Annotated in this window: 21 protein-coding genes; 10 read left to right on the top strand and 11 right to left on the bottom strand. The window is 73.0% G+C overall.

The window, feature by feature from the left end:
* Nucleotides 1–19: 19 nt before the first annotated feature.
* Nucleotides 20–1,921 (bottom strand): FAD/NAD(P)-binding protein, encoded by a 1,902-nt coding sequence (locus BS72_RS16325; protein ID WP_037911370.1) that lies wholly within the window; start codon nt 1,919–1,921, stop codon nt 20–22.
* A gap of 297 nt (nt 1,922–2,218) precedes the next feature.
* A complete protein-coding gene (locus BS72_RS16320; protein ID WP_037911366.1) occupies nt 2,219–2,767 on the bottom strand; it encodes a carboxymuconolactone decarboxylase family protein in 549 nt (182 codons plus the stop codon).
* A gap of 445 nt (nt 2,768–3,212) precedes the next feature.
* On the opposite strand from BS72_RS16320, the gene BS72_RS16315 reads away from it, so the two are divergent.
* The 3 genes from BS72_RS16315 to BS72_RS16305 all read left to right on the top strand — a co-directional run bounded on the left by BS72_RS16315 (nt 3,213) and on the right by BS72_RS16305 (nt 6,435).
* Nucleotides 3,213–4,088 (top strand): class I SAM-dependent methyltransferase, encoded by an 876-nt coding sequence (locus tag BS72_RS16315; protein ID WP_051951171.1) that lies wholly within the window; start codon nt 3,213–3,215, stop codon nt 4,086–4,088.
* Between the two features lie 98 nt (nt 4,089–4,186).
* Nucleotides 4,187–5,599 carry a serine hydrolase domain-containing protein gene (locus tag BS72_RS16310; RefSeq protein WP_232792431.1) on the top strand — a complete coding sequence of 471 codons (1,413 nt, stop codon included), beginning with the start codon at nt 4,187–4,189 and terminating at the stop codon, nt 5,597–5,599.
* Between the two features lie 200 nt (nt 5,600–5,799).
* Nucleotides 5,800–6,435 (top strand): HAD family hydrolase, encoded by a 636-nt coding sequence (locus BS72_RS16305; protein WP_037911362.1) that lies wholly within the window; start codon nt 5,800–5,802, stop codon nt 6,433–6,435.
* Between the two features lie 45 nt (nt 6,436–6,480).
* Here the strand turns inward: BS72_RS16305 and BS72_RS16300 are convergent, their stop codons facing one another.
* The 3 genes from BS72_RS16300 to BS72_RS16290 form a co-directional block, all read right to left on the bottom strand.
* Entirely contained in the window at nt 6,481–6,978 is a 498-nt protein-coding gene (locus tag BS72_RS16300; RefSeq protein ID WP_037916199.1) for an NUDIX domain-containing protein, read from the bottom strand.
* A 58-nt stretch (nt 6,979–7,036) separates the two neighbouring features.
* Nucleotides 7,037–8,245: a cystathionine gamma-lyase gene (locus BS72_RS16295; RefSeq protein WP_078901413.1), complete on the bottom strand. Its 1,209-nt coding sequence runs from the start codon at nt 8,243–8,245 to the stop codon at nt 7,037–7,039.
* 164 nt (nt 8,246–8,409) lie between these two features.
* Entirely contained in the window at nt 8,410–8,787 is a 378-nt protein-coding gene (locus BS72_RS16290; protein WP_037911357.1) for a phage holin family protein, read from the bottom strand.
* 80 nt (nt 8,788–8,867) lie between these two features.
* Here BS72_RS16290 and BS72_RS16285 point away from each other — a divergent pair, with 80 nt between their 5' ends.
* Nucleotides 8,868–9,185 (top strand): cupin domain-containing protein, encoded by a 318-nt coding sequence (locus BS72_RS16285; protein WP_037911354.1) that lies wholly within the window; start codon nt 8,868–8,870, stop codon nt 9,183–9,185.
* A gap of 168 nt (nt 9,186–9,353) precedes the next feature.
* The gene (locus BS72_RS16280; protein WP_037911352.1) at nt 9,354–9,572 is read left to right on the top strand and encodes a DUF5326 family protein; all 219 of its coding nucleotides are present in this window, start codon (nt 9,354–9,356) and stop codon (nt 9,570–9,572) included.
* A 126-nt stretch (nt 9,573–9,698) separates the two neighbouring features.
* Here BS72_RS16280 and BS72_RS16275 read toward each other — a convergent pair whose 3' ends face one another.
* A complete protein-coding gene (locus BS72_RS16275; protein WP_037911346.1) occupies nt 9,699–11,258 on the bottom strand; it encodes a YibE/F family protein in 1,560 nt (519 codons plus the stop codon).
* A gap of 173 nt (nt 11,259–11,431) precedes the next feature.
* On the opposite strand from BS72_RS16275, the gene thiC reads away from it, so the two are divergent.
* Entirely contained in the window at nt 11,432–13,189 is a 1,758-nt protein-coding gene (thiC, locus tag BS72_RS16270) for a phosphomethylpyrimidine synthase ThiC (protein WP_037911344.1), read from the top strand.
* Nucleotides 13,190–13,294: 105 nt separating this feature from the next.
* On the opposite strand, the gene BS72_RS16265 is transcribed toward thiC, so the two are convergent.
* The 4 genes from BS72_RS16265 to BS72_RS16250 form a co-directional block, all read right to left on the bottom strand.
* A complete protein-coding gene (locus tag BS72_RS16265) occupies nt 13,295–13,678 on the bottom strand; it encodes a hypothetical protein (RefSeq protein ID WP_157856256.1) in 384 nt (127 codons plus the stop codon).
* A gap of 176 nt (nt 13,679–13,854) precedes the next feature.
* Nucleotides 13,855–14,736 (bottom strand): hypothetical protein, encoded by an 882-nt coding sequence (locus BS72_RS16260; RefSeq protein WP_037911339.1) that lies wholly within the window; start codon nt 14,734–14,736, stop codon nt 13,855–13,857.
* Nucleotides 14,737–15,237: 501 nt separating this feature from the next.
* Complete coding sequence (locus BS72_RS16255) at nt 15,238–16,332, bottom strand: metallophosphoesterase (RefSeq protein ID WP_037911338.1); 1,095 nt, start codon at nt 16,330–16,332, stop codon at nt 15,238–15,240.
* Nucleotides 16,333–16,616: 284 nt separating this feature from the next.
* Nucleotides 16,617–17,717 carry a LacI family DNA-binding transcriptional regulator gene (locus BS72_RS16250; RefSeq protein WP_037916196.1) on the bottom strand — a complete coding sequence of 367 codons (1,101 nt, stop codon included), beginning with the start codon at nt 17,715–17,717 and terminating at the stop codon, nt 16,617–16,619.
* 301 nt (nt 17,718–18,018) lie between these two features.
* Here BS72_RS16250 and hisC point away from each other — a divergent pair, with 301 nt between their 5' ends.
* The 4 genes from hisC (at nt 18,019) to cydD (ending at nt 25,475) form a co-directional block, all read left to right on the top strand.
* Nucleotides 18,019–19,095, top strand: a complete 1,077-nt coding sequence (gene hisC, locus BS72_RS16245) for a histidinol-phosphate transaminase (RefSeq protein ID WP_037911336.1) — start codon at nt 18,019–18,021, stop codon at nt 19,093–19,095.
* Between the two features lie 180 nt (nt 19,096–19,275).
* Nucleotides 19,276–20,787, top strand: coding sequence for a cytochrome ubiquinol oxidase subunit I (locus BS72_RS16240; protein ID WP_037911333.1), 1,512 nt, complete (start codon nt 19,276–19,278; stop codon nt 20,785–20,787).
* 28 nt (nt 20,788–20,815) lie between these two features.
* Nucleotides 20,816–21,820: a cytochrome d ubiquinol oxidase subunit II gene (cydB, locus tag BS72_RS16235; protein WP_037911332.1), complete on the top strand. Its 1,005-nt coding sequence runs from the start codon at nt 20,816–20,818 to the stop codon at nt 21,818–21,820.
* A 100-nt stretch (nt 21,821–21,920) separates the two neighbouring features.
* Nucleotides 21,921–25,475: a thiol reductant ABC exporter subunit CydD gene (gene cydD, locus BS72_RS16230; protein ID WP_037916193.1), complete on the top strand. Its 3,555-nt coding sequence runs from the start codon at nt 21,921–21,923 to the stop codon at nt 25,473–25,475.
* 62 nt (nt 25,476–25,537) lie between these two features.
* On the opposite strand, the gene BS72_RS16225 is transcribed toward cydD, so the two are convergent.
* Nucleotides 25,538–26,338: a Cof-type HAD-IIB family hydrolase gene (locus BS72_RS16225; RefSeq protein WP_051951942.1), complete on the bottom strand. Its 801-nt coding sequence runs from the start codon at nt 26,336–26,338 to the stop codon at nt 25,538–25,540.
* Between the last annotated feature and the right edge of the window lie 392 nt (nt 26,339–26,730).

The raw sequence follows: 26,730 nt of genomic DNA, 5'->3' as shown, positions 1-26,730 counted from the left end.
GAATCCGTCGCCCGTTCAACTAGCCCTCCGGATCGTCGGCGTTCGCTATCCCCAGTTGCCGACGTAGCTGCCGTGGCGTCACGGAGACGTCGGTGAGCCGTCGTACAGCGACCCGGTTGACGGCCGTCCTCAGCAGGCGGTCGCGCCGGGAAGCATCGGTCGGAAGGGTCGGATGGCCGTTCAGGGTGCGGATGCGTTCGTCCAGCCGGGAGTCGAGTGCTCCCCGCTCTTTCCGGGTCCGCGTGGCCATCCTTCGCACCTCCAGGACTACAGCCTCCTCCAACGCCGCCCGATCCGCTTCTTCTGGGTTGCTGACAAAAGTACCGAAGTGGGGGTTTTGGTCCACGGCGTGAAGCAGGCCGTCCTGCCGGAGTTGCAGCCGTTCGATCGCGTACGCGGCGACGGCGATCGAGTGGTTCTTGATCGCGGCGAGGTTGAAGGTGAACGCGCCCGTCCGGCCGTTCCGTACGATCTCGTCGCCCTCTCTCAGCACGCCGACCGCGGAGACCGGACCGGCCGGCTGTCCGGTGGCGTCCAGCAGCGTTCCGTTCCTGTCGACCTCCAGGCCGCGCCCGGTGCGCGCGTGGGGCACCGCGATCCCCTTGCGGAGGAGGTTGCGCCAGAGCGGCTGCCCGACCCTGGCGTAGTCCGACTCCCTGCCGAAGTTGGACACCACCAGGTCGGCTTCGATGGAGTGCTTCTCGTCCCGCGCCGCGACCGAGACGACCAGCCGTCCCGACTCCGCCGGGGTGATCGCCTCCACCCGTCCGACGACCAGCTTCAACGGCCCGTCCTGCGGCCGCATCGCGCGCTCGATGACCGCCATCGTGTACTCCATCGCGCCGACCCGCAGGGCCGCGATCGCGGTGCTGAACTCGTCCAGCAGGCCCCGCAGGTCGGCCGTGGGTATGCGCTCGATGGCCTCGGGGAGGTACGGCTCCCACGCCTTGGACACCCGCTCGGCGACGATCACGGGGTCGACGTCCGCGTGCTCCTTCTCGACCGTCGAGCACGCCGCGCGCCACTCGGCCAGGACCCGGGCGAGGAACTCCTCGCGGTTCCGGTACGGCTCCAGCAGGGACGCGGGGCAGGGCAGCCGCAGCACCCCGTGCTCGTGGCCGCCGGGGTACGTGCGGAAGATCGTCCCGGACCTGGAGATGAGGTGGATCCGCCCGGTGTGCCCGTTGCGCAGCAGCAGGCCGGCCGAGTCGTACGCGCTCAGCACGGAGCCGACGATCGCCACGGTGGCGCCGGCCGGGAGCTCCCCGAGCTTGCGGATTCCGGCCGCGGAGTAGGGGTTCCGCACGAAGGAGCCGTGCCCGGCGACCTCGGTGGCGAAGGGCGGCTCCTTGAGTTCGAGGCCGGTGGCGAGGACGACGTGGTCCGCGTCCAGCACCACCGTCCCCGGGGCCGGTCCGGTACGCAGCCCGTCGAGACCGCTCGCGGCGAACCCGCGCAGGGTCACCGCGGCACCCTCGGCGCGCACGTCCAGGTCGAGGGCCTCGCCGTCCGCCTCGACGAGGACGACGCCGGGGCAGGACTCCCTCCTGGCCTCGGCCAGCCGGACGTCGAGGTAGTCGTGGAAGATCCGGCGGGGCGCGGCGCCGTGCTCGACGAACGTCGTCCCGGCCCAGGGCTGCGGCCAGTCCCGGCGGTCGGCCTCCCGGTTGGCCCAGCGGACGAAGTCGAGGACGTCCTCCCGGAACACCGACATCCGGCCCGCCTGGATGTTGAACACGTGCTCCCAGGGGTTGCCGTCCCGGTGGTAGGCGACGCCGGCGGACCGGTAGTCGGGGCGCCGTTCGAGGAGGACGATCTCCAGCGGCTCCCGGGCGAAGTGGAGCAGTCGGATCGCCGTGGCGGTACCGGCCAGTCCTGCCCCTACGACGAGAACTCTGGGGCGCACGCCCGTCCGACTCATGAAGCCTCCGCCCTTGAACGATGGGTGCCGGGCCCTGCGGTCTCGTACCGGGCATCAGAATACTGACGGGGCGCCAAGTTGCCCCCGGAAACGGACTGTTGATCTCTCAGAACGGCGGCGGGGCGGGGTGGTTTCCGCCTGTTCCGGCCGAAACGGCGCCCGATCCGAGCCGACGCCGGAACCCCGGGCGGAGTGTGGGGGTGCGCGAGGCGGCGCGGTGCGGCGCGGTCGGCGCTGTCGGGGGCCGGCGGTCGGCGCGCAGTCCGGGGGCGGCCCGGACTGCGCGGTCGCGGACGGTCAGGCGTCCAGGGCGGGGGCGGCCGGGACGTCGAGGTCGGTACGGGCGTAGTGGTTGAAGTAGTTGGTGTAGAGGTTCGCCGCCACGTGGGCGAACACCTCCGTCAGCTCGGTGTCCGTCCAGCCCTCGGCCAGGGCCTTGTCCCAGACCGCGTCGGAGACCTCACCGATGTCGCCGGCGACCTCCCGCGCGACCTGGAGCAGGGCGTCCAGCTTCGGGTCGTCTCCCGCGTCGCCGCGGCGGATCGCCACGGTCTCCTCCTCGCTGAGGCCCGCCGCCTTCGCCGACACGGTGTGCGCCGACTGGCAGTACGCGCACGCGTCGACCGCGCCGACGGCCAGGGCGATCGCCTCGCGGGTGCGGCCGTCGAAGGTGCCGTGCTCGGCTATGGCCGCGTTGATCGCTGCGTAGGTCTCCAGGACCACGGGTGAATGGGCCATCCCCCCATGGATGTTGAGTACCCTTCCGAACCGCTTCTCCAGGAGCCGCAGGGTCTCCCCGCTGGCTGCGGGCGCGGTGTCGACGGTGTGGACGGGAATCCGCGGCATGTGGATGCCTCTCCTCGTGGTGGTGGGTGTTCCTCGTCTTCCGGGTGTGCCGATGCGGCATACCCGGCCGGTGGCCACCGCATACCTTCGTACGTGGCCTGCCGGCCCGTTCGTCTCCGTGGTGAGCCCGCCTCCTCCTCCCGGCTCCTCAGCAGAGCCGAAGCTGCCGGCACCTGGCACCTGGCACCTGGTGCTGGCCTCGGCCTCGGCCTCGCCCCCTTCCGGTCCCTGCCTCGGCCCCGGGGCCAACGGGGCGGCCTGCGAGGAGGTGGGGGCCGACAGGGGTGTGGCATCGGGGAGCGCTGGCGGGTGTGCTCTCCGGCGGCCGCTGGGCACCCCGCACCGGTGGCGTCAACCGGTCCGGCACAGCCGATCGGGCGGATACGGTCCTGCCGGAAGGGGCGGCCGGACGGGCGGCCGGGCCACGGGGTGGCAGGGTGGCGCTATGACAGAAGGTGCTGCGGACCGGATCACCGTCGACCTGGAGGGCGTCCCCGAGACGCTGCTGTGGAACCTGTACAACCGCGCCGCCGAGGCCCGTCGCCCGCCGGGCAACCGGCTGCTCGACGACCCGCTGGCGGTCGACCTCGTCGACCGGATCGACTACCCCTTCGCGAGGTTCGGCGGCACGACCATGTCGCAGTGGCACGCGCTCCGCGTGCGCACCTTCGACGACGAGGTCCGCCGCTTCCTCGCCGAGCACCCCGGCGGCACCGTGGTCGCCCTCGGGGAGGGGCTGGAGACGCAGTTCTGGCGGGTGGACGACGGACGGGTGCGCTGGTTGACCGTCGAGCTGCCCGAGACCGTCGCCCTCCGCGAGAGGCTGCTGCCCCAGGACCCGCCGCGCCGCCGTACCCTGGCCCGCTCGGCGCTCGACCTGAGGTGGGCGGACGCGATCGACCCCGCCGACCTGGCCAAGGGGGTCCTGATCACCGCACAGGGCCTGCTGATGTACCTGCCCGAGGCCCGGGCCAAGGAGCTGATCGCCGCCTGCGCCGAGCGCTTCCCCGGCGGCTGGTTCCTCTTCGACGCGCTGCCGCGGGCCCAGGTCCGCCAGAACCAGGCCGGAAAGTACGACCGCGAGGGCGGCTACCGGGCGCCGCGCTGGGAGTGGGGCATGGACGTCGGCGAGTACCGGAAGGTGGCCGCTGCCTCACCGCGCATCACCTCGGTGCGCAGCCTGCCGCTGCCGCGCGGCCGGGGCCTTTTCGCGGTCGCCCCGTTCTCGCACCGGCTGCCGGTAGTACGGTCGATGCGGATGTCGATCATCTCGGTCCGCTTCGGGCGGGCCGACCATGGTGGACCGGGGGTGGACGCGTAGCCCCGCCGTGGTGCGGCACTGCCGTTCGGCGGCGGGCATGCCCGCGCCCGGCGTGGTCCCTGCCCTGCGAGGGGCCGGGCAGGAAGGCAGGGCATGAAGTGAGCGAGGCCACCGAGTCCGCGGCCGGGTACCGGGACGCCGAACTGCTGCCGGGAACCCGTCGGGCGTTGACGCACCGGGTCGCCACGGAGCAGTCCCAGGGGCGGGCACCGTCCGTCGTGGGAGCGCTGGTCCGGGACGGCCGGATGGTGTGGAGCGGTTCGGCGAGCATGGTCGAGGGCCACGAGCCCGACGCGGACACCCAGTACCGGATCGGCTCCATCACCAAGTCCTTCGTCGCGGTCCTGGTGATGCGGCTCGCCGAGGAGGGGCTGGTCGGCCTGACCGACCCGGTCGGCGCCCACCTGACGGACCTGCGCGTGCCCGAGGTGACGGTGGGCCAGCTCCTGGCGCACACCTCAGGCCTGGCTTCCGAGACGCCGAGCCCCTGGTGGGAGCGCACCCCGGGCACGGTGCGGCCGGAGCTGGCGGACGTTCTGGGCGCGGACCCCGTCAGGCACCCGGCGGGGCGCCGCTTCCACTACTCCAACCCCGGGTACGCGCTGCTCGGCGCCCTGGTGGAGGCCAAGCGCGGGCTGCCGTGGCACGAGGCGCTGCGCGAGGAGGTGCTGGAGCCGCTGGGAATGCGCCGTACGACGCGCGAGCCGCAGGCACCGGCCGCCGGAGGCTTCGCCGTGCACCCGTGGGCCGACGTGATGGTGCCGGAGGCGGTCCAGCAGACCGGGCGGATGGCGCCCGCGGGCGAGCTGTGGTCGACCGCCGCCGACCTGTCGCGGTGGGCGGCCTTCCTGGCCGGCGGCCAGGACGGTGTGCTGCCGGCCACCGCCGTGGAGCGCATGCGGGAATCGGCCGCCCCCATCGACCCGACGGCACCCGACAACGGGTACGGGCTCGGCTTGCAACTCCTCCGCTCGGGCGGCCGCAGCCTGGCCGGCCACACCGGTTCCATGCCCGGTTTCCTGGCCGCGATCTGGGTGAGCGTCGCGGACGGGCTGGGCGCGGTGGCCTTCGCCAACTCCACCTCGGGGTCGGCCATCGGCGGCTTCGCGGCAGACCTCCTGGCCATCGCCGCCGACGCCGAGCCGCGTTTCCCGACTCCCTGGCGCCCGGCGGACCGGCTCGACCCGGCGCTGCTGGAGCTGGCCGGCCCCTGGTACTGGGGCACCTCGGCCTTCGCACTGCGGGTGTCCGCCGACGGTGAGCTCTCGTTGGCTCGCATCGGCCAGGCAGGTCGGCAGGGCACCCGGTTCCACGTGGAACAGGACGGGACGTGGACCGGGCACGACGGCTACTACGGCGGCGAGACGCTGCGGGTGGTGCGCCGGGAGGACGGCTCGGTCAGCCACCTCGACCTGGGGTCCTTCATGTTCACCCGCGAGCCCTACGACGAGACGGCGCCGATCCCGGGCGGCTTCCAGGGCTGGAACCAGGGGCTGTCCGCAGGGGAGTAGCGCCGCGCGCACCGGGGGAGCGGGACGATCTGGACGGCTCTACCGAGCTTCCGCCCCCCGTTCCCCTGGTGCCGCGGCCCCGTGTCGCGCCCGGAATCCGCAGCCTGAGGAGCGGCGACCTCCCGATCGGGGTGCGTGTTTCACGTGGAACAATCGGCGCGTACGGCCCGATCCGGGCCGGGTGACAGGAGGGGAACGCGGTGTCGCGGCTGCACATCTTCGACATGGACGGCACCCTGCTGCGTGGCACCTCCGCGCCGATGCAGATAGCCGAGCAGCTCGGAAAGGTGGCGCAGTTCCAGGAGCTGGAACAGCAACTGCTCGACGGGGTCATCGATCCGCCGGTGTTCTCCCAGCGCGCCTTCGCGATGTGGGACGAACTCACCGAGGAGCACGTGTCCGCGGCCTTCGCCGCCTCGCCCTGGCTGGCCGGCATCCGCGAGGTGTGGGCCGAGATCACCGCCCGAGGCGAGTTCTGCGCCGTCGTCTCGCTCTCCCCGGACTTCTTCGTCAGCCGGCTGCGCGCATGGGGCGCCCACGCCGCCCGCGCCTCCGCGTACCCGACGCTGCCCTTCCGGCCCGGCGTCGTCCTGGACACGGCGGGGATTCTGCTGCCCTCCTCGAAGGTGACCGTCGCCGACGAACTCTGTGCCCAGTACGGGGTGAGCCGCGCTGACTGCGTCGCCTACGGCGACTCCCGGTCGGACACAGATCTGTTCGCCGTGGTGCCGGTCTCCGTCGCGGTCAACGGTGACGACCACGTCAGCGCCCTGGCCACCCACCACTACCGCGGCGGCGACCTGCGTGAGGCGTACGCGCTGGTGGCAGGGGTCTGACCTCTCCCGGCGCGGGCCCGTGGGGATGGCGGGCGGAGCGGGCGTTCACTCCCCGCGGAGCAGCCCGAGCAGTCCCTCGATGTTGGCGTCCAGGTAGTGCCGGAGCGTCAGCGGCACGATCTCCACGGAGGCCAGGCCGACCCGGGTGAAGGGCACCCGGACCACCTCGTACTGCCCGTGCGGGTCCTCCACCTCGGGACCGTGCCGCCGGTCCAGGTCCATCGAGTCGAGGTGGCAGAGGAAGAAGTACTGCACCTTCACGCCGTGTGAGCCGTCGTCCTCGATGTGCTCGGTGGTGTCGACGAAGGCGGGTACCACCGAGCTGACCTTGCCGCCCAGCTCCTCGTCGATCTCCCGTTCCAGGGCGGCGACCAGGCCGGAGTCCTCCTCCTCCACGCCGCCGCCGGGGGTGACCCAGTACGGGGCGATGCCGGGCTTGGTGCGCTTGATGAGGATCAGGCGGTCGCCGTCGAGGATGATCCCGCGTGCGGTGCGCTTGATCACCGGGCGGGTGGCGGAACTGGGGAGGGTGTCCTGAGGCATGCCTGAGATCTGCCGCGGCGCGGGGAACGCCAAACGTCCGCCCGCGCCGCGGTCAGCGCTACTCGCCTGCGGCGGCCGCGTCCAGCGCCTGGAACACGTCCGCCACGATGTCGCGGGCGTCCTCGACCCCGACGGAGAACCGGACGAAGCCCGGCGCCACCGCGTCGCCGCCCCAGCGCGCCCGGCGTTCGGCCGTGCACTGGACGCTGCCGAAGCTGGTCGCCTCCGCGGTCATCCGCAGCGCGCCCAGGAACCGTTCGGCGTACGCCTGGTCGGGCAGCGTGAAGGACACCACACTGCCGAACCGGCGCATCTGGGCCGAGGCCAGTGCGTGCGACGGGTCGGTCGGCAGCCCCGGGTACCGCAGCTCCGACACCTCGGGCCGTTCCCGCAGCGCCTCGGCCAGCGCCAGCGCGTTCTCCGCCTGGCGGTCCACCCGCAGCGCGAACGTGGCCAGGGAACGGTGGGCCAGCCACGCCTCCATCGGCCCGGGGATGGCGCCGATCGTCTTGCGCCACAGCCGGACCGACGCCGCCAGCTCCGGGTCGCGGGTGGTGACGTACCCGATCAGCAGGTCGCCGTGGCCGCTGAGCGCCTTGGTGCCGCTGGACACGGAGAAGTCCGCGCCGAGCGCCAGGGGCCGCTGTCCGAGCGGGGTGGCCAGGGTGTTGTCCACGGCGACCAGAGCCCCGGCCGCGTGGGCCGCGTCGGCCAGCCGACGGATGTCGCAGACGTCCAGGTCAGGGTTGGACGGGCTCTCCAGCCACACCAGGCGGGCCCCGTCGATCAGCGGCAGCTGCGCGTCCCCGGCGGTCGGCGCCATCCGGACCTCGACCCCGTAGGACCGCAGCCGGTCGGCCAGTGCCCGCGTGGTCTGGTAGCAGTCCGACGGGAGCACCACCGCGTCACCCGAGGACACCTGGGAGAGCAGCACCGCGGAGACGGCGCCCATGCCGGAGGCGAAGGCGAGGGTGGAGGCGTCCGGGTCGTCCGGCGCCTCCAGCTGCGCGATGGCCGACTCCAGCCCGTCCCACGTCGGGTTGTCGTCCCGCCCGTACGTGTACGGGCCGACCGGCTCACCCGGCAGGTGGTAGTGGGAGACGAAGACCGGCCCCGGCAGCGAGGGCTCGTACGCCCGGGCCGGCGGCCGCCCGGCGTGCACGCTACGCGTGCTGTCCCCGACGTCCCCCCCGGCCGGACCGGCTGCCGGATGTGCGGCCGGACCGCCCGCGGTGTGACCGTCTTCCCTGCTGTGCCCGTCGCCCATGGCTCGCGCCGCCTCCGTGCTCGCTGTTCTGCGTCCTGTCGGTACCCGTGATCCCCCGGCCCAGGTCCCCCGCTCCGTCATTCTCCGTGCCCGCCGGCCGCACCGCGGCCCGGGGTGGGTGCGCGGTGGCCGGCGGACCGGGCCTTCGGGTGAGCCGTTGGCGCTCAGTCCTCGTCCGGCAGCACCAGGTGCAGGGCCCAGGACACGATGCTGACGATCAGGGCGCCGACCACCGCCGTCCAGAAGCCGTGGACGTGGAAGTCCAGGTGCAGCCTGCCCGCCAGCCAGGAGGTCAGCAGCAGCATCAGCGCGTTGACGACCAGGGTGATCAGCCCGAGGGTCAGCAGGAACAACGGGAAGGACAACACCTTCACGACCGGCTTGACCAGCCAGTTCACCACGCCGAAGACGAGCGCGACCAGGATCAGGGTGAGCGCCTTGTGCGCGGTTGAGCCACCCGAGAGCGTGATGTCCTTGATCAGCAGGATCGCCACGGCCAGGGCCCCGGCGTTGGCCAGGGTCTTGACGAGGAAATTCTTCATGGTGTGATCGTCGCAGGTATGAGCAGGCCGAAAAGAGGATCGGACAGAACCGTGGCCGTACCGCAGCAGAGGAGCGTGTGATGAAGGTGTTCCGGTTGGACGACCTGGACGCGGAGCGGGCGGCGAACGAGGGCGCCTACCTGCGCTTCCTCAAGGAGCGGAACATGTCCGCGGGGCTGTACGCGCTGAAGGCCGGCGAGAGCGATCCGCAGCAGCCGCACGCCCAGGACGAGGTGTACCTGGTGGTCAGCGGGCGGGCGTCGCTCACCGTGGGGCAGGAGACGACCACGGTCGCGCGCGGCAGCGTGGCGTACGTGCCGGCCGGCACACCGCACCGCTTCCACCACATCACCGAGGACCTCAGGGTGGTCGTGGTCTTCTCGCCTCCGGAACCCTAGGGGCGAGATCAGGGTCCTCTCCGGTCTCCGGCACCTCCGCCGACCCGCCCTGTGGCCCTACAGTCGTCAGTACGGCACCCCGGTACCGCACCCCAGTACGGCACCCAGTACGGCACCGTCACGTCGAACCGCGCGCCCGCGCAGCGACCTAGGAGCGAGAAGAACGTCATGGAGAAGCTGCTCAAGAGCCTGCCCTGGTGGGTCAAGTGGATCGGCATCCCGGTCATCGCGCTGGTCGTCTTCGGCGGCCTGATCGCCAGCCTGATCAGCATCGTCGTGGGCCTGCTGTTCAAGGTGATCGTCTTCGTGGTGCTGGTCGGCGCCCTGGTGCTCGTCGTGAAGCGGTTCACCTCCGGCGGCGGTGGCGGCCGGGGCCGCGACTGGTGACCCATCCGGTGGCCGAGGGCCCGGAGCCCGCGGCCACCGGCCGGGGACGCCTCCCCACCGGCCCGGGCTCCCGCCGCCGAGGCCGGGGTGCCCGGGGAGCCCGGGCGGCTCGGGGAGGCCGAGCGATCACCGCGCCCTGCGGTGGCTCCCGCCGCCACCGCCGGGCGCGGCCGCCTGCCGGGGCACGTCCGCTGGGGCCCGGGCCGGGCGCCGGTCGGAGCTGACGACGAGCGCGGCCAGTACCGTCGTCAGCGGGACCGAGGCCACCAGGCCGATGCTGCCCACCAGGGTCCGGACGATCTCCTCGGCCACCAGCTCGCTCCCCGCGACCTGCGCCACCCCGCTGCGGGCGATGGAGAAGAGCAGCAGCAGCGGGAGCGCCGCCCCCGCGTAGGCCATCACCAGCGTGTTCACCACCGAGGTGATGTGGTCCCGGCCGATCCGCATCCCGGCCCGGTAGAGCTGCCGCCAGCCCGCGCCGGGGTCGGCGGCCCGCAGCTCCCACACCGCCGAGACCTGCGTCACGGTCACGTCGTTCAACACCCCCAACGAGCCGATGATCACCCCGGCCAGCAGGACGCCCTTGGTCTGGATGCCCGGGTAGAGGTTGTGGATCAGACCGGTCTCGTCCGAGGTGTTCCCGGTCAGCCGCGCCCAGTCGATGAAGTACCTGCCCAGCAGGCCGATCAGGAACAGCGAGCAGAGCGTTCCGAGGACGGCCACCGAGGTGCGGGCGCTCAGCCCGTGGCACATGTAGAGCGCGATCAGCATGATGGCGCTGGCGCCCACCACCGCGATCAGCAGCGGATCGTCGCCGTGCAGGATCGCCGGCAGGATGAACAGCGTCAGCACGCCGAACGACACCACCAGCGCCACCAGCGCGGTCAGCCCGCGCAGCCGCCCGACCACGACCACGACCAGGGCGAAGGCACCGGCCAGCACCGCCAGCGGCAGGCCCCGGTCGACGTCGGTCACCGAATAGCGCAGGCTCTTCGGAGCGTCGGGCGAGTACGCCAGCACCAGGCCCTCGCCGCGGGTGTAGCGGCGGGTCTGGTCGGGCTGGACGACGTCGGTGAACCGCGTTCCCTTGTCGGGGCCTCCGGTGACCTCGATCACCGCCTGCTGGCAGTGGTCGTCCGCGGCGCCCGAGCCCGTCGCGGAGCCGCCCGCCGTACCCGAGGCTCCCGATGTTCCGGAGGCTCCGGACGTCGAGGTGCCGGTGTCCGGCGCCGCGCCCACCGTGCGGCACGACACGTCGGTGAGGGTCACCACGCGGCCCGGCTGGGTCTGCTGGTCGAAGCCGACACCGGTGCGGGCGTGCGCCGGCGCGCCGCCCGGCCACAGCAGCACCAGGCCCGCGACGACCGCGCCGGCGAACGGCACCAGGATCAGCGCGATGACCTTCCGCAGATGGCGCGAGGCCGGAGTGGCCGGACCGTGGGAGTGGCTGTGCCCGTGGCCGTGCCCGTGGCCCGGGCCGGCGATGTGGTGGCCGGAGCCGGAGCCGGAGCCGGAGCCGGAGCCGAAGCCGAAGCCGGAGCCGTCGCTGGGGCTGGGGCTGGGGCTGTGGTCGGGGAGCGGCCCGCCGGCCGGGACGTTCGCCCGTCCCTGCCCGCCGTCCCGGTGGTGCGGTCGGCCCGGGCCCGCGCCGTTGTCGTACTGGGGGGTGTCCACGGGGCCGATCATCGCAAGGGCCCCTGGTGGTTGTCCGCGTCCAACGGCTACCGTTGGCACCACCTTTGCAAACGCGGGAGCTCGGAGCACCGGGCTGAGAGGGCGCTGACATCGCCGAGGGCGAGCGCTGCGCCGACCGCTGAACCTGTTACCGGGTAATGCCGGCGTAGGGAGATGGGTCTCATATGACCACGCAGGATGCACGCACGCGCGAAATCGGCTGGCACAAGGCGTACCTCACCGGGTCACGGCCCGATCTGAGGGTGCCGGTCCGCCAGGTGCACCTCACCAACGGAACCGATGTGACGCTCTATGACACCTCGGGCCCGTACACCGATCCGACGGCGGAGACCGACGTACGACAGGGGCTCGCCCCCCTGCGGGAGCAGTGGATCACCGACCGCGGCGACACCGGGGAGTACCCGGGCCGCCCGGTCCGGCCGGAGGACGACGGCCTCCGGCCGGGCGGTCTGCGCAACCTCGACGCCGTCTTCCCGGGCGGCCGGCGGCTCCCCCGCCGCGGCGCGCCCGGCCGCCCCGTCACCCAACTCGCGTACGCGCGCAGGGGCGAGACCACACCCGAGATGGAGTTCGCCGCGCTCCGCGAGGGCGTCCCGCCCGAGACGGTCCGCGAGGAGATCGCCGCCGGACGCGCGGTGCTGCCGGCCAACGTGAACCACCCGGAGATCGAGCCGATGGTCATCGGCAAGCGGTTCCTGGTGAAGGTCAACGCCAACATCGGCAACTCCGCCGTCACCTCCTCCATCGAGGAGGAGGTGGAGAAGATGACCTGGGCCACCCGCTGGGGCGCCGACACGGTGATGGACCTCTCCACCGGTCGCAACATCCACACCACCCGCGAGTGGGTGCTGCGCAACTCGCCGGTGCCGATCGGCACCGTCCCGCTCTACCAGGCGCTGGAGAAGGTCGACGGCCGCGCCGAGGAGCTGAGCTGGGAGGTCTACCGGGACACCGTCCTCGAACAGGCCGAGCAGGGCGTCGACTACATGACCGTGCACGCGGGCGTGCTGCTCCGGTACGTGCCGCTCACCGCCCGCCGCAAGACCGGCATCGTCTCCCGCGGCGGCTCGATCATGGCCGCCTGGTGCCTGGCGCACCACCGCGAGAACTTCCTCTACGAGAACTTCGAGGAGCTCTGCGACATCCTCGCCGCGTACGACGTGACGTTCTCCCTCGGCGACGGGCTGCGCCCCGGCTCCATCGCGGACGCCAACGACGAGGCCCAGTTCGCCGAACTGCGCACCCTCGGCGAGCTGAACACCGTCGCCAAGCGGCACCAGGTGCAGACGATGATCGAGGGGCCGGGCCATGTGCCCATGCACAAGATCAAGGAGAACATCGACCTCCAGCAGGAGATCTGCGAGGAGGCGCCGTTCTACACCCTCGGCCCGCTGACCACCGACGTCGCGCCCGCCTACGACCACATCACCTCCGGGATCGGCGCCGCGATGATCGCCTGGTGGGGCACGGCCATGCTCTGCTACGTCACTCCGAAGGAGCACCTGGGCCTGCCCGACCGGGACGACGTGAAGACCGGCGTCATCACCTACAAGATCGCCGCGCACGCCGCCGACCTGGCCAAGGGCCACCCGGGCGCGCAGGCCTGGGACGACGCGCTGTCCGACGCCCGCTTCGAGTTCCGCTGGGAGGACCAGTTCAACCTGGCGCTCGACCCGGACACCGCTCGCGCCTTCCACGACGAGACGCTGCCCGCGGAGCCGGCGAAGACCGCCCACTTCTGCTCGATGTGCGGGCCGAAGTTCTGCTCGATGAAGATCTCCCAGGACATCCGCCGCACCCATGGCGCCGCGGCGCCCGAGGTGGTCGAGGTGACCGACGAGGAGGTCGCGGCCGGCATGGCCGCGAAGTCCGCGGAGTTCGCCGCCGCGGGCAACCGGGTGTACCTGCCGCTGGCTGACTGACCGCTGGCTGACTGACCGCTGGGTGAGGGCCCCGGGCAGGGGCCCTCACCCCCTTGGGCTGCGCCGGGGTGGGGGCCCTGGGCCGGTGTGCGGGCGGCGGGGGCGTCAGTTGACGGTGGAGTGGACGTTCGGGGGGACGGGCGGGGGCCAGCCCTGGGTGGTGAAGCTGCGCCAGAGGCCGCGCGTGTCCTTCGTGTTCGCCGTGAGGGTCGTGGCCAGGTAGACGCTCGGCTGGCCGTTGGGGTCGTTGCAGTTGGGGCCCTTGTGCAGCCAGATGTCGACCGCCGTGTTGTTGGCGACCCGGTCCACGCCGACGCCCTTGAAACGGTGGCAGGCGCCTGCGGCCTGGTTGGGGTTGTCGATGCGCTGGACGAACGCGACCCCCCGGGTGCCGATCACCTGCCCTGCGGAGGAGTCCGAGCAGGCCGCCGCCGCCAGAACCAGCGGGACGACCGTGGACAGCACTGCGAACGTACGACGGACGCGCATGGGCCGCTCCCGTTCCGATCCCGTCGTGGCCAGGTACGCGAGCAGTCAAACAAGCCGCCGTACGGTTCGCGAGCCGGAACGGGCCATCCGGGCGGCACCGGTCGCGGGCCCCATCGGCAGCGGGCGGTCCGGGGTGGACATGGCGCGGGTACGAGCGGCGGGTCGCTCGGGTCAGGTCACTCGGGCCGGCGGTCGGGGCCGCCGAAGTCCGGGCCGCCGAAGTCCGGGCCGCCGAAGTCGGGGGAGCTGAAGCGGGGCGGGCCCGGGTGCGGTTCGAGCGGGGAGGAGTACCGCGGCCGGGTGTAGCCCAGCTGAGGCATGCGGGAACCGGCGCGGGGAGCCGGGGCCGGCGGGACCGCCGAAGCCTCGGCCAACGCATCCTCCAGGAAGGGCAGCAGCGCCCGCGCCAGCAGTGCGCCGTGCCACTCCGACCGGGCCCGCGCCACCTCGGGGGCCAGCGGCTCCGGGGCGTCCTGGACCGCCGCCGCTCCGTCGCGCAGGGCGGTCAGCAGCAGGCCGACGGCTCCCAGGAGGACGGCGGCGGCCGCCACCGCGGCGAAGAACCACCCGGCGGTGCGCAGCGGTGCCGCGATCCCCGGTTCCGGGGAGACAGCGGCCATCGCGTAGCCGATGAGCAGCAGGAGCACCGCGGCCGCTCCGGCGAGGAACGGGGTCAGGACAGCCAGCAACGCGCATATCCCCGCGCCGGAACCGGAGCGTTCGGCCATCCCCAGGGCCGCGTGGCTGAAGGCCCGGTCGCCGTGGGGCTCCGTCTGCTCGCGGGCCTGCTCCCCGCCGGCCTCCTTGCGGTCCTGTTCCCCGCCGGCCTCCTCGCGGGACCGGGCACGCGCCGTGCGGTAGGCGGCGTACTCCTCCGGGGCGCGGGCGACGACCGCTTCGGCCGCGGCCAACGCCAGCCTGCGCAACTGCTCGGCGGTGAGCGGCGACTCGCCCTGACCGCCGACGCTGTCGAGGACGATACGGAGCGCCTCGTCAAGGACGTGTTCGAAGTCCGGGCGGTCCTGGTCGAGCAGAAGTGGAGCGCTGGCCATGTGCATCCCCCGATGCTCCGACCTCCCGGGCGCGCATGTTCCACGTGGAACGGGCAGGCCACTCGGGCCAGGAGACGGTGTCCCTACGGATACTGCCGATAGTAGGGCGGGATGACGGGCCGTGACAGGGCACGCTCGGAATTGGCGCCGGACCGGGTCAGAGCCGTGAAGAACCGGCGACATCGGACGCGGTTGGACGCCGTCGGACGCTGTCGGGCGTCATCGGACGCGGTCGGACGCTGTCGGGCGTCATCGGATCGGCCCGGCGCTTCTTCCGGCGTCCGGTCCGCGGGTCCTGGCCGGTCCCGGCACCACGTCGTTGCCTGGCGCCAGGTCGTTGCCTGACGCCACGGCGGGCACCACTGCCCCCGCCCTGCAAGGTCTGCCCCGCTCGCCGCCTGGCACGGGCACGCGCCGCGTTGGCCGAAACCCGGACAGCCCACTACGAGGGCCTTCGGCCGCCTGGCGGTCGCCTCCTCGACCAGGACACCTGGCTACCGGGCGGACCTAGCCCTCCAGCGGGAGCTGGGCGACCAGCAGCTTTCCGTCCATGGTCACGCCGCCGTCCATCGCCACCGCGAGGTTCTCCGCGTAGACCATTGGCCCCAGCACCGAGCGGCCCGTCGGCTCCTCAGGTGAGTCGCCGCCTGCCTCGGCCAGCAGGTAGGGGATCGGGCTGTGGCCGTGCACGACCCTGGTGCCCCCGTAGGTGGCCAGCAGCTCGCGGGCGGCGCTGGCGCCGCCGTCGCCGCGGAAGGCGAACCGCTTGGTGAACTTGCGGAACAGGTCCCAGCACTCGTCCGCGTCGCCGCGCTGGAGCACGCCGGTGACCGTGTCGTTCATCTCCTCGATGCTGCTGCCGTAGTCGAGGTAGGCGGTGGTGTCGGAGTGCATCAGCAGGTGGCCGTCGGTGAGGTGGGCCGCGTCCAGTCGGGAGATCCAGGTGAGGTGGCGGTCCTCCAGCCGTTCCATGTCCGTGGGCTGGCCGCCGTTGAGCCGCCACGCGGCCAGGAAGGAGGCCGTACCGCCGACGGAGTTGACCGGCGTGTCGCCGAACCGGTGGGCGCCCAGCAGCAGGAGTTCGTGGTTGCCCATCAGCGCGCGGCAGTAGCCGCCGGCCGCGGCGGCCTCGGCGGACAACTGCATCACCAGCTCGATGACGCCGATGCCGTCCGGCCCGCGGTCGGTGAAGTCGCCGAGGAACCAGAGCCTGGCCGTGCCGGCGGACCAGTGGCCCTCGCCGTCCACCAGCCCGCGTTCCTGGAGCGCGGCGAGGAGCTCGTCCAGGTAGCCGTGGACGTCGCCGACGACGTAGAGCGGCCCGAGCCCGTCGGCGGGTACTCCGCCGTCGCTGATCACGGGCAGGTCGTGGGCAGTGGGCGGGTACTCGGCGGAGGCCAACGGGGTCTCCGGCTGGGCGGGTTCGTAGCCCGGCGGCAGAGGGGGCGCCGGCGGCGGGACGGTGTCGTAGCCGGGCGGGGGAGCCGTCGGGCCGCCCGGCGCGTAGGGGGCCGCCTGCTGGAATTCGGGCGCCGTTCCGTAGCCGGGCGCGGGCTCGTACCCGGTGCCGGGCTCGTACCCCTGATCTGCCCCCTGAGTCATCGACCCCTCCACGCTCGCGCCACCATCCGCCCATCATAGAAACGTGGCTGGCGCGTTGTGACATACCCGGGCACCTGGTTTTCGCAAGGTCCCGACAAACCGGGCCGTACTCCCCGCGCGGAACCGCGCCGTGTCCCCCGGCGGAGACGCGCCGCGCTCGGTCTCCGCCGGATCGCCGGGGCCGGGCAGCACCGTTCGGGTACGTGCTCCCGGGCAGCCGCTCCGGAGGGCGACGGGCGCGGCTCCTCTGCCCGTCCGTCGGCCCGCACGCGGGCACGGTTCCGCTACCCGCCGGACGGTCCGCGTGGCGGGCTGACGGTGGTGCGGTGTGCCCGGCGCTGCGAGGAGGCGCGCACGATCAACTCGGTCGGCATCACCTGCTGCACCGGGTGGCCGGGGCCGACCCCCTCGATCGCGTCGATGAGCAGCTGCACGACGGCCGTGCCGATCCTGCGGGGTTGGAGCGACAGCGTGGTGATCGGCGGGTCGGTGCCCGCGTAGCCACCGCTCTCGCTGCAGCACACCAGCAGCAGGTCGTCGGGCACCCGGAGCCCGTAGCGGCGGGCCGCGGCGAGCAGGTCGGTGCCGTTGGGGTCGAAGAGGCCGTAGACCGCGTCCGGGCGGTCCGGCCGGGCCAGCAGCCGGTCGGCCGCCACGGCGCCCGCGCACGGGTCGTGGGCCGGGTACGCCTCGTAGACCGGTTCCTGGCCGACCCGTTCGCACCATTCCAGGTACGCGGTGGTGGACAGCCGGGTGTACGTGTCGGTGCTGGTGCCGGTGAGCAGGCCGATCCGGCGGGCGCCGGCCGCGGCCAGGTGGTCGAGGATGCCGAGGACCGCCTCCTCGTGGTCGTTGTCCACCCAGGCGTGCACCGGCAGGCTGCCGCCCGGCCGGCCGTCGCTGACCACCGGCACGCCTTGGCGGACCAGTTCGGCGACCACCGGGTCCTGGTCGGAGGGGTCGATGACCACGGTGCCGTCCAGCGCCACGTTCCCCCACACGTCGTGGCGGGACGAGGCGGGAAGGATCACCAGCGCGTAGCCGCGCGCGAGGGCGGCGGAGGTGGCCGCCCTGGCCATCTCCGCGAAGTACGCGAACTCGGTGAAGGTGAACGGTTCTTCGCCGTACGTCGTCACCGTCAGGCCGATCAGCCCGGATCTCCCGGTGCGCAGCGTACGGGCGGCCGCCGACGGTCGGTAGCCGAGCCGGTCGGCGACCTCGCGGACATGGCGGCGGGTGGCATCGGGCAGCCGCCCCTTGCCGTTGAGCGCGTCGGAGACGGTCGTGATCGAGACGCCGGCCGCCGCGGCGACATCCCTGATGCCTGCCCGCTCCAGCCTGCGTCCGGCCGGCCGGCTCGCCTGGTGGTTCCCTGCTGCTGTCATGGCGAGCCGATAGTAGGGCGGCACCGCTCTGCCAGGTCGCCGCGGCGACGGCACCTCGGCAGAACGGTTTCTGCAAGATCGAAAACCGTATGCGACTGGAATATGCAGGCGGCAGGCCGACTCCTGTGCGGGATACACCTGTACGGAAGGGGATCTCCCGCCGATTGTCGCCCCCTCGCAGGCCGGTCCGACTCACCCCTACGGGGGACGCGCGCCAGGGCGCACGCCACCCGGGCACCATCGACCGAACGCACGGTCGGGAGGTCTCCCCTCGGCTGTCCTCCGCTCGTAAGGTGGCGGCATGAGCACTCCCAAGCTGCGCGCGGCGCTGGACGGCATCCCGACCTACAAGCCCGGCCGGCCGCCGGTGGCGGCGGAGGGCGTGCCCGCCTTCAAGCTCTCCTCCAACGAGAACCCCTACCCCCCGCTGCCGGGTGTCCTGGAGGCGGCGACCGGCGCGGCGGCTCGCCTCAACCGCTACCCGGACCTGGCCTGCGCCGAGCTGACCGCCGAGCTGGCGGAGCGGTTCGGGGTGCCGGTGGAGCACGTCGCGACGGGCACCGGCTCGGTCGGCGTGGCGCAGCAGCTGCTCCAGGCGACAGCCGGCCCGGGCGACGAGGTCGTCTACGCCTGGCGGTCCTTCGAGGCGTACCCGATCATCACGGGGATCAGCGGCGCGGCGGCGGTCGAGGTGCCGCTGGACGCCGGCGAGAACCACGACCTGGACGCCATGCTGGCCGCGGTCACCGAGCGGACCCGGCTGGTCTTCGTCTGCAACCCCAACAACCCGACCGGCAACGCGATCCGCCGGGCGGAGCTGGAGCACTTCCTCGACCGGGTGCCCTCCGACGTCCTGGTGGTGCTGGACGAGGCGTACCGGGAGTTCATCACCGACCCAGAGGTGCCCGACGGCGTGGAGCTCTACCGGGACCGCCCGAACGTGGCGGTGCTGCGCACGTTCTCGAAGGCGTACGGCCTGGCCGGCCTGCGGATCGGCTTCGCCATCGCGCACCAGCCGGTGGCGGAGGCGCTGCGCAAGACCGCCGTGCCCTTCGGCGTCAGCCAGCTCGCGCAGGACGCGGCGATCGCCAGCCTGCGGGCCGAGCCGGCGCTGCTGGAGCGGGTGGCCGGGCTGGTCGAGGAGCGCGCCCGGGTGGTGGCGGCGCTGACCGCGCAGGGGTGGACGGTGCCGCCCACGCAGGCGAACTTCGTCTGGCTGCGGCTGGGGGAGCGCACCGCGGAGTTCGCGGCGGCCTGCGAACGGGCCGGTGCCACGGTACGGCCCTTCCCCGGCGAGGGCGTGCGGATCACCATCGGTGAGAGCGAGGCGAACGACCTCGTGCTGCGGACCGCGGCGGACTTCCGCGGGCTGCTCTGACCGGCCTCGCGTCCGCCCTTGTCGCTTTCGTCTCCATATCCCACCTGAGCTGCTCTTTCGCCCCTTGACCACCCCCGGTGGCAGGGGGCGAAAACGTGTGCGCGATACTCCATATGGATGAGCTTGTGAATGCGTTCACGTTCACAAGCGGAACGCGTATCGCAGTAAAGGAGACGTATCGTGCAGCTCGCTCTGGAGCCACTGAACGTCGCCAGGTGGCAGTTCGGCGTGACGACCGTCTACCACTTCCTCTTCGTCCCCCTGACGATCTCCCTCTCCGCGCTGACCGCGGGGCTGCAGACCGCCTGGGTGCGTACCGGGAAGGACACCTACCTCAGAGCGACCAAGTTCTGGGGGAAGCTCTTCCTGATCAACATCGCCATGGGCGTGGCCACCGGCATCGTGCAGGAGTTCCAGTTCGGCATGAACTGGTCCGACTACTCGCGCTTCGTCGGGGACATCTTCGGCGCTCCGCTCGCCTTCGAGGCGCTGATCGCCTTCTTCTTCGAGTCCACCTTCGTCGGCCTGTGGATCTTCGGCTGGGACCGACTGCCCAAGCGCATCCACCTGGCCTGCATATGGATGGTGTCGATCGGCACCATCCTGTCCGCGTACTTCATCCTGGCCGCCAACTCCTGGATGCAGCACCCGGTCGGCTACACCTACAACCCCCGGACGAAGCGGGCCGAGCTGACCGACTTCTGGGCGGTGCTGACCCAGAACACCGCGCTCGCGCAGTTCTTCCACACGATGTCGGCGTCCTTCCTCACCGGTGCCGCCTTCGTGATCGGCATCGCCGCCTACCACCTGGCCCGCCGCCGGCACATCAGCGTGATGCGGTCCTCGCTGCGGCTGGCCCTGGTCGTCGCCGTCGTCGCCGGAGCGCTCACCGCGATCAGCGGCGACACCCTCGGCAAGGTCATGTTCAAGCAGCAGCCGATGAAGATGGCGGCCGCCGAGGCCCTGTGGGACGGCCAGAAGGGCGCGCCCTTCTCGGTCTTCGCGGTCGGGAACGTCAACAAGGGCCACAACGAGGTGGCCATCGACATCCCGAACCTGCTCTCCTTCCTCGCCGACGACAACTTCACCTCCTACGTCGGCGGCATCAAGGACGTCGAGAAGGCCGAGCAGCAGAAGTACGGCCCCGGCGACTACCGGCCCGACGTCCCCGTCGAGTACTGGGGCTTCCGCTGGATGATCGGCTTCGGCGTCGTCTCCATCGGTGTGGGCGCGGCCGGGCTGTGGCTGACCCGGCGCAGGTTCTGGCTGGCTCCGGAGAAGCGCACCGGTGAGGACGAGGTGCCGCACCTGATGCTGACCCGCGGCATCGGCCTGGGCGAGCGCCTGTCCCCCTGGTACTGGCGAGCAGCCCTGCTGACGATGGTGTTCCCGCTCCTCGCCAACTCCTGGGGCTGGATCTTCACCGAGACCGGCCGCCAGCCGTGGGTGGTCTACGGAGTGCTGCGCACCAAGGACGCGGTCTCCCCGGGCGTCTCCACGGGCGAGGTGGTGACCTCGCTGATCACCTTCACCGCGCTGTACGCGCTGCTCGCCGTCGTCGAGATCCGGCTGATGGTGAAGTACGCCAAGGCCGGCCCGCCGGAGCTGACCGACGACGACCGGCGCTCCCCCACCCGTATCGGCGGCGACCCCGACCAGGACGCCGACCGCCCGATGGCCTTCTCGTACTGACCCGGCCGCGTAGAAGGAGGAACGGGACATGCATCTCCACGACGCCTGGTTCGTCATCATCGCCGTCCTGTGGACGGGCTACTTCTTCCTGGAGGGGTTCGACTTCGGGGTCGGCGTCCTCACCAAGCTGCTGGCCCGCGACCGGGCCGAGCGCAGGGTGCTGATCAACACCATCGGCCCGGTCTGGGACGGCAACGAGGTGTGGCTGCTCAGCGCGGGCGGCGCCACCTTCGCGGCCTTCCCCGACTGGTACGCGACGCTCTTCTCCGGCTTCTACCTGCCGCTGCTGCTGATCCTGGTCTGCCTGATCCTGCGCGGGGTCGCCTTCGAGTACCGCGCCAAGCGGCCCGAGGAGCGCTGGCAGCGCAACTGGGAGCACACGATCTTCTGGACCTCGCTGCTGCCGCCGCTGCTGTGGGGGGTGGCGTTCGCCAACATCGTGCACGGGGTGAAGATCGACGCCAACCAGGAGTACGTCGGCGGCCTGTGGGACCTGCTGGGCGGTTACGCGCTGCTCGGCGGCCTGGCCACGCTGGCGCTGTTCACCTTCCACGGCGCCGTCTTCGTGGCGCTCAAGACGGTCGGGCCGATCCGGGACCGCGCCCGCACCCTCGCCGGGCGACTGGGAGCCGGGACGGTGCTGATCGTGGCGGCCTACCTGGTGTGGACCCAGGTGCACAGCGGCAACGGGCGCAGCCTGCCGGCCGTGGCGCTGGCGGTGGTGGCGCTGGCCGCCGCGTGGACGGCCAACCGCGCCGGGCGCGAGGGGTGGGCGTTCGGGTTCTCGGGCGTGGCCATCGCCGCCATGGTGGCGACGTTCTTCCTGGCGCTCTTCCCCGACGTGATGCCGTCCACGCTCAACAGCTCCTGGAGCCTGACCGTCGGCAACGCCTCCGCGACGCCGTACACGCTGAAGATCATGACCTGGTGCGCCGCCGTGGCCACCCCGCTGGTGCTGCTCTACCAGGGCTGGACCTACTGGGTCTTCCGCAAGCGGATCGGCACCCAGCACCTCGCGAACGCGGCGCACTGATGATCTCCACCGCCGGCCGGCCGGGCCGTCACCGTGCCCGGCCGGCCGTGAACCCGATGTTCCGGATGTTCCACGTGAAACGCGAAAGGGGATGTTCCACGTGAAACCGGTCGACCCCCGGTTGCTGCGGTACGCGCGGACCACTCGGATCTTCCTGGCCGGCACCGTGCTGCTGGGCCTGGCCGGCTCCGGGCTGGTCATCGCGCAGGCGCTCCTCATCGCCGACCTCGTGGTGCGGGCCTTCCAACAGGGTGAGGGGACGGCCGCGCTCAGCGGCGACCTGCTGGCGCTGGGCGGCGTCGCCGTCGGCCGGGCCCTGGTCTCCTGGCTCACCGAGCTCTGCGCCCACCGGTCGGCCGCGGCGGTCACCTCGCAGCTGCGACGGCGGCTGCTGGCCCACGCCACCGAGCTGGGCCCCGGGTGGCTGACCGGGCGCCGCTCCGGAGAGCTGACCACCCTGGCCACCCGGGGAATCGACGCCCTCGACGACTACTTCGCCCGCTACCTGCCGCAACTCGGGCTCGCGGTGGCGGTACCGGCCGTCGTGCTGGCCCGGATCGCCACCGCCGACTGGATCTCCGCCGTCATCATCGTGGTGACACTGCCGCTGGTCCCGCTCTTCATGATCCTCGTCGGCTGGACCACACGGGACCGGATGGACCGCCAGTGGCAGTTGCTCAGCCGGCTGTCCGGCCACTTCCTCGACGTGGTCGCCGGCCTGCCCACGCTGAAGGTGTTCGGCCGCGCCAAGGTCCAGGCGGAGAAGATCCGTGCCATCACCGACGACTACCGCAAGGCCACCCTGCGCACCCTGCGCATCGCCTTCCTCTCCTCCTTCGTGCTGGAACTGCTCGCCACCATCTCCGTGGCGCTGGTCGCGGTCGGCGTCGGCATGCGCCTGGTGCACGGCGAACTCGACCTGCGCACCGGGCTGATGGTGCTGGTCCTGGCCCCCGAGGCCTACCTGCCGCTGCGCCAGGTGGGCGCGCAGTACCACGCCGCCGCGGAGGGCCTGGCGGCGGCCGAGGAGGTCTTCGCCGTCCTGGAGACGCCGCAGGCCGCCACCGCCGGCCACGGGCTCCCCGCCCCCGACCTGCGGACGGCCGTGGTCGAGGTCCAGGACCTGGAGGTACGGCTCGACGGGCGGCTGGCGCCGACCACGCTGCGGCTCGCCCCCGGCGAGACGGTCGCCGTCACCGGACCGAGCGGGGCGGGCAAGTCCACCCTGCTGCGGGCGCTGCTCGGCTTCGCCACCCCCGCCGCCGGGCGGATCACCGTCGACGGGACCGACCTGGCCGCCATCGACCCGGCGTCCTGGCACCGCCAGATCGCCTGGGTGCCGCAGCACCCGCACCTGTTCGCCGGCACCGTCGCGGAGAACGTACGGCTCGCCCGGCCGGACGCCACCGACACCGAGGTCCGGGCCGCACTCACCGCCGCGGGCGCCGACGGGTTCGCCGCGCCGGGCGACCTCGTCGGGGACGACGGCGCCGGGCTCTCCGCCGGCCAGCGGCAGCGGCTCGCACTCGCCCGCGCCTTCCTCGCCGACCGGCCCCTGCTCCTCCTCGACGAGCCGACCGCCAACCTCGACGGCGAGACCGAGGGCGAGGTCATCGCCTCGCTGCGCGACCTGGCCGCTCCTCGGACGGTCCTGCTGATCGCCCACCGGCCCGCGCTCCTCCCGCTCGCCGATCGCGTCCACGCCATCCCCTCCCCCCTCCCGTTTCCCGGTGAATCCCCCAGCGCCCAGGCGCTGTCGGAGGAGGCCCGGCCCGGCGCGGTGCAGGAGTGGGACGGGGACAGGCGCGACGTACCGGATGCGGAGCCGGATGCGGCGTCGGCGACGGTCTCGGGCATGGCCTCGGGCACGGACTCGGGCGCGGACTCGAACGGGGACCCGGGCACGGGCCGGCGCGGGCTGCTCGGCGTCGGCACCGCGCGCGGCTTCCGCGGCCGGTTCGCCTGGGCCTGTGTGCTGGGCGTACTGGCGCTGGGATGCGCCGTCGGGCTCATGGGGACGTCAGGGTGGCTGATCAGCCGTGCCGCGCAGCAGCCGCCCGTGCTGTACCTGATGGTGGCCGTCACCGCGACCCGCACCTTCGGGATCGGCCGGGCCGTCTTCCGCTACGGCGAGCGGCTGGTCGGGCACGACGCCGTCTTCCGGGCGCTCGCCGGGGTACGCGCGGCCGTCTACCGGCGGCTTGAGCGCCTCGCCCCCGCCGGCCTCGGCCGCACCGACCGCGGTGACCTGCTGTCCCGGCTGGTCGCCGACGTGGACGGCGTCCAGGACCACTACCTGCGCTGGCTGCTGCCGGCTGTGACCGGGGGTGCCACAGCGCTGGGGGCGGCCGCCTTCACCGCATGGCTGCTGCCCGCCGCGGGGGCGGTTCTGGGCGTGGGGCTGCTCGCCGCCGGTGTGGGCGTGCCGGCGCTCGCCGTCGCCGTCGCCCACCGCACCGAGGGACGGCTGGCCCCGGCCCGCGGAGAGCTCTCCGCCCGCGTGCTCGGCCTGTTCACGGGCACCGCCGAACTGGCCGTCGCGGGCGCCCTGCCGCGCCGCCGGGCCGAGGCCGACCGCGCCGACCGCGCGCTGCGGGTGCTCGCCGCCCGGTCGGCCGCCGCCACCGCTCTGGGCGCCGGGCTCACCGCACTGGTCACCGGGGTCACCGTGGCCGTCTGCGCCTGGACGGGGGTGCGGGCGGTGGCCGCGCACGAACTCCACGGGGTGGTGCTCGCCGTGGTGGTGCTGCTGCCGCTGGCCGCCTTCGAGTCGGTCGCCGGGCTGCCCGCGGCCGCCCAGCAGCGGCGCCGCAGCCGCCAGGCCGCGGCCCGCGTACGGGACGTCCTGCACGCGCCCGTGCCCGTCAGCGAACCGGAGCAGCCGTCCGAGCCGCCGGCGACGCCGTACCCGCTGGTGCTGCGCGGGCTGACGGCCCGCCACCCGGGGCAGGCGGAACCGGCGTTGCGCGGCGTCGACCTCACCCTCACCCCGGGCCGCCGGATCGCGGTCGTCGGCCCCTCGGGGGCGGGCAAGACCACGCTGGCCCACGTGCTGCTGCGGTTCCTCGACGCGGAGAGCGGCTCCTACACCCTCGCCGGGCAGGCCGCCGCGGACCTCGACGGGGACGACGTCCGCCGGCTGGTCGGGCTGTGCGCGCAGGACGCGCACGTCTTCGCCAGCACCGTCCGGGAGAACCTCCGGCTGGCCCGGCCGACGGCCTCGGACGGCGAACTGCGCGACGCGCTGGCCGCGGCCCGGCTGGACCTCGACCTGGACACGGAGGTCGGGGAGCACGGCGCCCGGCTCTCGGGCGGTATGCGGCAGCGGCTCGCCCTGGCCAGGGCGCTGCTCGCCCGCTTCCCCGTGCTGGTCCTGGACGAGCCCGCCGAACACCTGGACCTGCCCACCGCCGACGCCCTCACCGCCGACCTGCTGGCGGCCACCCGCGGCCGTACGGTGCTGATCATCACCCACCGCCTGGCCGGGCTGGCCGACGGCGCCGTCGACGAGATCCTGGTGCTGGACCGGGGACAGGTGGTGCAGCGGGGCGGCTGGTCGGAGCTGGCCACCGCCGACGGTCCGTTCCGCCGCGCGCTGGAGCGGGAGCGCGCGGCCGAACCGTCGTCCCGCACAGCGCAGTTGGTGGGCCGCTGACGGGCGGCCTGCGGAGGCGGGCGGACGGCGGCGAGAGGTACGGCGGCGGTGGCGGGCCGGGGTCAGGCCGTGGTGCGGGCGGCGACGATGCGTTCGATGACCTGGGCCACGCCGTCCTCGTCGTTGGACGCGGTGCGGTGGGTGGTGGCGGCCCGCACGTGCGGGTGCGCGTTGGCGACCGCGTACGAGGTGCCCGCCCAGGACAGCATGGCCAGGTCGTTCGGCATGTCCCCGAAGGCCGCCACCTCGGAGGCGGTGATCCCGCGCTCGGCGCAGCACTTCGCGAGGGTGGTGGCCTTGCTCACCCCGGCGCCGCTGATCTCCAGCAGGGCCGAGGGGCTGGACCGGGTGACCTCGACCCGGTCGCCGGCCAGGGCCAGGGCGTGGGCCAGGAACTCGTCCGGGGCGGCTGAGGGGTGGTGGGCGAGAAGCTTCAGCACGGGCTGGTCCCGGTCGGCTGCGAGCAACTCGCCGACGGGCGACGGCGCACCGGTGCTGTCGGGCTCGAACTCGGGGTACGCGGGCTCGCGTCGGAAACCGCCGACGCGCTCGACCGCGAACGTCGTCTCGGGGTGGGCCGCGCGCAGGGCATGGGCGATCGCGAGCGCGTCGGCCTCGGGCAGCGGGAACGCCTCGATGAGCGTGCCGGCCCGCAGGTCGTAGACGCCGGCGCCGTTGGCCAGAATGGCCAGGCCGTGGCCGGCGAGGTGCTCAGCGACCACACCCATCCAGCGCAGGGGGCGGCCGGTGACGAAGAAGACCTCCACGCCTGCCCGTTCGGCGGCGGCCAGGGCGGCGACCGTGCGCGGCGAGACCGTGCGGTCGCTGCGCAGAAGGGTGCCGTCGAGATCGGTGGCGATCAGCCGCGTACCGGGGTCGGCGAAGGTCTGGCTGTGCGGTTGTGGGTGCTGCTGCTCAGCGGAGTGGACCGCGGAGGAGTGCTGCTCGGCGGAGCGGTGTCCGGAGGTGAGATGTTCGTCGGGGTGCTGCTCGTCGTGGCCGCGCGGGCTGGTGCTGCCGGCGGTGTCCGGGGAGGCAGTGGTGGGGCTCTTCGCGTTCTCGGCGCTCTCGCGGTCGTCGCTCTCCTGGCGCTCCCTGTCGTCCTTGGCGCCCTGGGTGTTCTCCTGGGCGTCCTGAGGGTTGTCGGTGCCGCCGGTTCGTTCGGTGGCGCTCGTGGTGCTGGTGGTCCTGCTGTTTCCGGTGTTCCCGGTCCTGGACGCGGAGTTCCGCCGGGTCGCCGTGGGGCGTCCGCTCG

This window comes from Actinacidiphila yeochonensis CN732 (genome assembly GCF_000745345.1).
GTDB classification, from domain to species: domain Bacteria; phylum Actinomycetota; class Actinomycetes; order Streptomycetales; family Streptomycetaceae; genus Actinacidiphila; species Actinacidiphila yeochonensis.
This window is presented reverse-complemented; position numbering and strand designations above follow the sequence as displayed.

Excerpts from the sequence above, each read along its gene's own strand:
- BS72_RS16255 (WP_037911338.1), bottom strand. The coding sequence starts at position 16,332 with ATGACTCAGGGGGCAGATCAGGGGTACGAGCCCGGCACCGGGTACGAG.
- BS72_RS16265 (WP_157856256.1), bottom strand. The coding sequence starts at position 13,678 with ATGCGCGTCCGTCGTACGTTCGCAGTGCTGTCCACGGTCGTCCCGCTG.
- BS72_RS16280 (WP_037911352.1), top strand. The coding sequence starts at position 9,354 with ATGGAGAAGCTGCTCAAGAGCCTGCCCTGGTGGGTCAAGTGGATCGGC.
- BS72_RS16250 (WP_037916196.1), bottom strand. The coding sequence starts at position 17,717 with ATGACAGCAGCAGGGAACCACCAGGCGAGCCGGCCGGCCGGACGCAGG.
- hisC (WP_037911336.1), top strand. The coding sequence starts at position 18,019 with ATGAGCACTCCCAAGCTGCGCGCGGCGCTGGACGGCATCCCGACCTAC.
- BS72_RS16325 (WP_037911370.1), bottom strand. The coding sequence starts at position 1,921 with ATGAGTCGGACGGGCGTGCGCCCCAGAGTTCTCGTCGTAGGGGCAGGA.
- BS72_RS16285 (WP_037911354.1), top strand. The coding sequence starts at position 8,868 with ATGAAGGTGTTCCGGTTGGACGACCTGGACGCGGAGCGGGCGGCGAAC.
- BS72_RS16300 (WP_037916199.1), bottom strand. The coding sequence starts at position 6,978 with ATGCCTCAGGACACCCTCCCCAGTTCCGCCACCCGCCCGGTGATCAAG.
- BS72_RS16315 (WP_051951171.1), top strand. The coding sequence starts at position 3,213 with ATGACAGAAGGTGCTGCGGACCGGATCACCGTCGACCTGGAGGGCGTC.
- BS72_RS16320 (WP_037911366.1), bottom strand. The coding sequence starts at position 2,767 with ATGCCGCGGATTCCCGTCCACACCGTCGACACCGCGCCCGCAGCCAGC.
- BS72_RS16275 (WP_037911346.1), bottom strand. The coding sequence starts at position 11,258 with ATGATCGGCCCCGTGGACACCCCCCAGTACGACAACGGCGCGGGCCCG.
- thiC (WP_037911344.1), top strand. The coding sequence starts at position 11,432 with ATGACCACGCAGGATGCACGCACGCGCGAAATCGGCTGGCACAAGGCG.
- BS72_RS16295 (WP_078901413.1), bottom strand. The coding sequence starts at position 8,245 with ATGGGCGACGGGCACAGCAGGGAAGACGGTCACACCGCGGGCGGTCCG.
- BS72_RS16290 (WP_037911357.1), bottom strand. The coding sequence starts at position 8,787 with ATGAAGAATTTCCTCGTCAAGACCCTGGCCAACGCCGGGGCCCTGGCC.
- cydB (WP_037911332.1), top strand. The coding sequence starts at position 20,816 with ATGCATCTCCACGACGCCTGGTTCGTCATCATCGCCGTCCTGTGGACG.
- BS72_RS16260 (WP_037911339.1), bottom strand. The coding sequence starts at position 14,736 with ATGCACATGGCCAGCGCTCCACTTCTGCTCGACCAGGACCGCCCGGAC.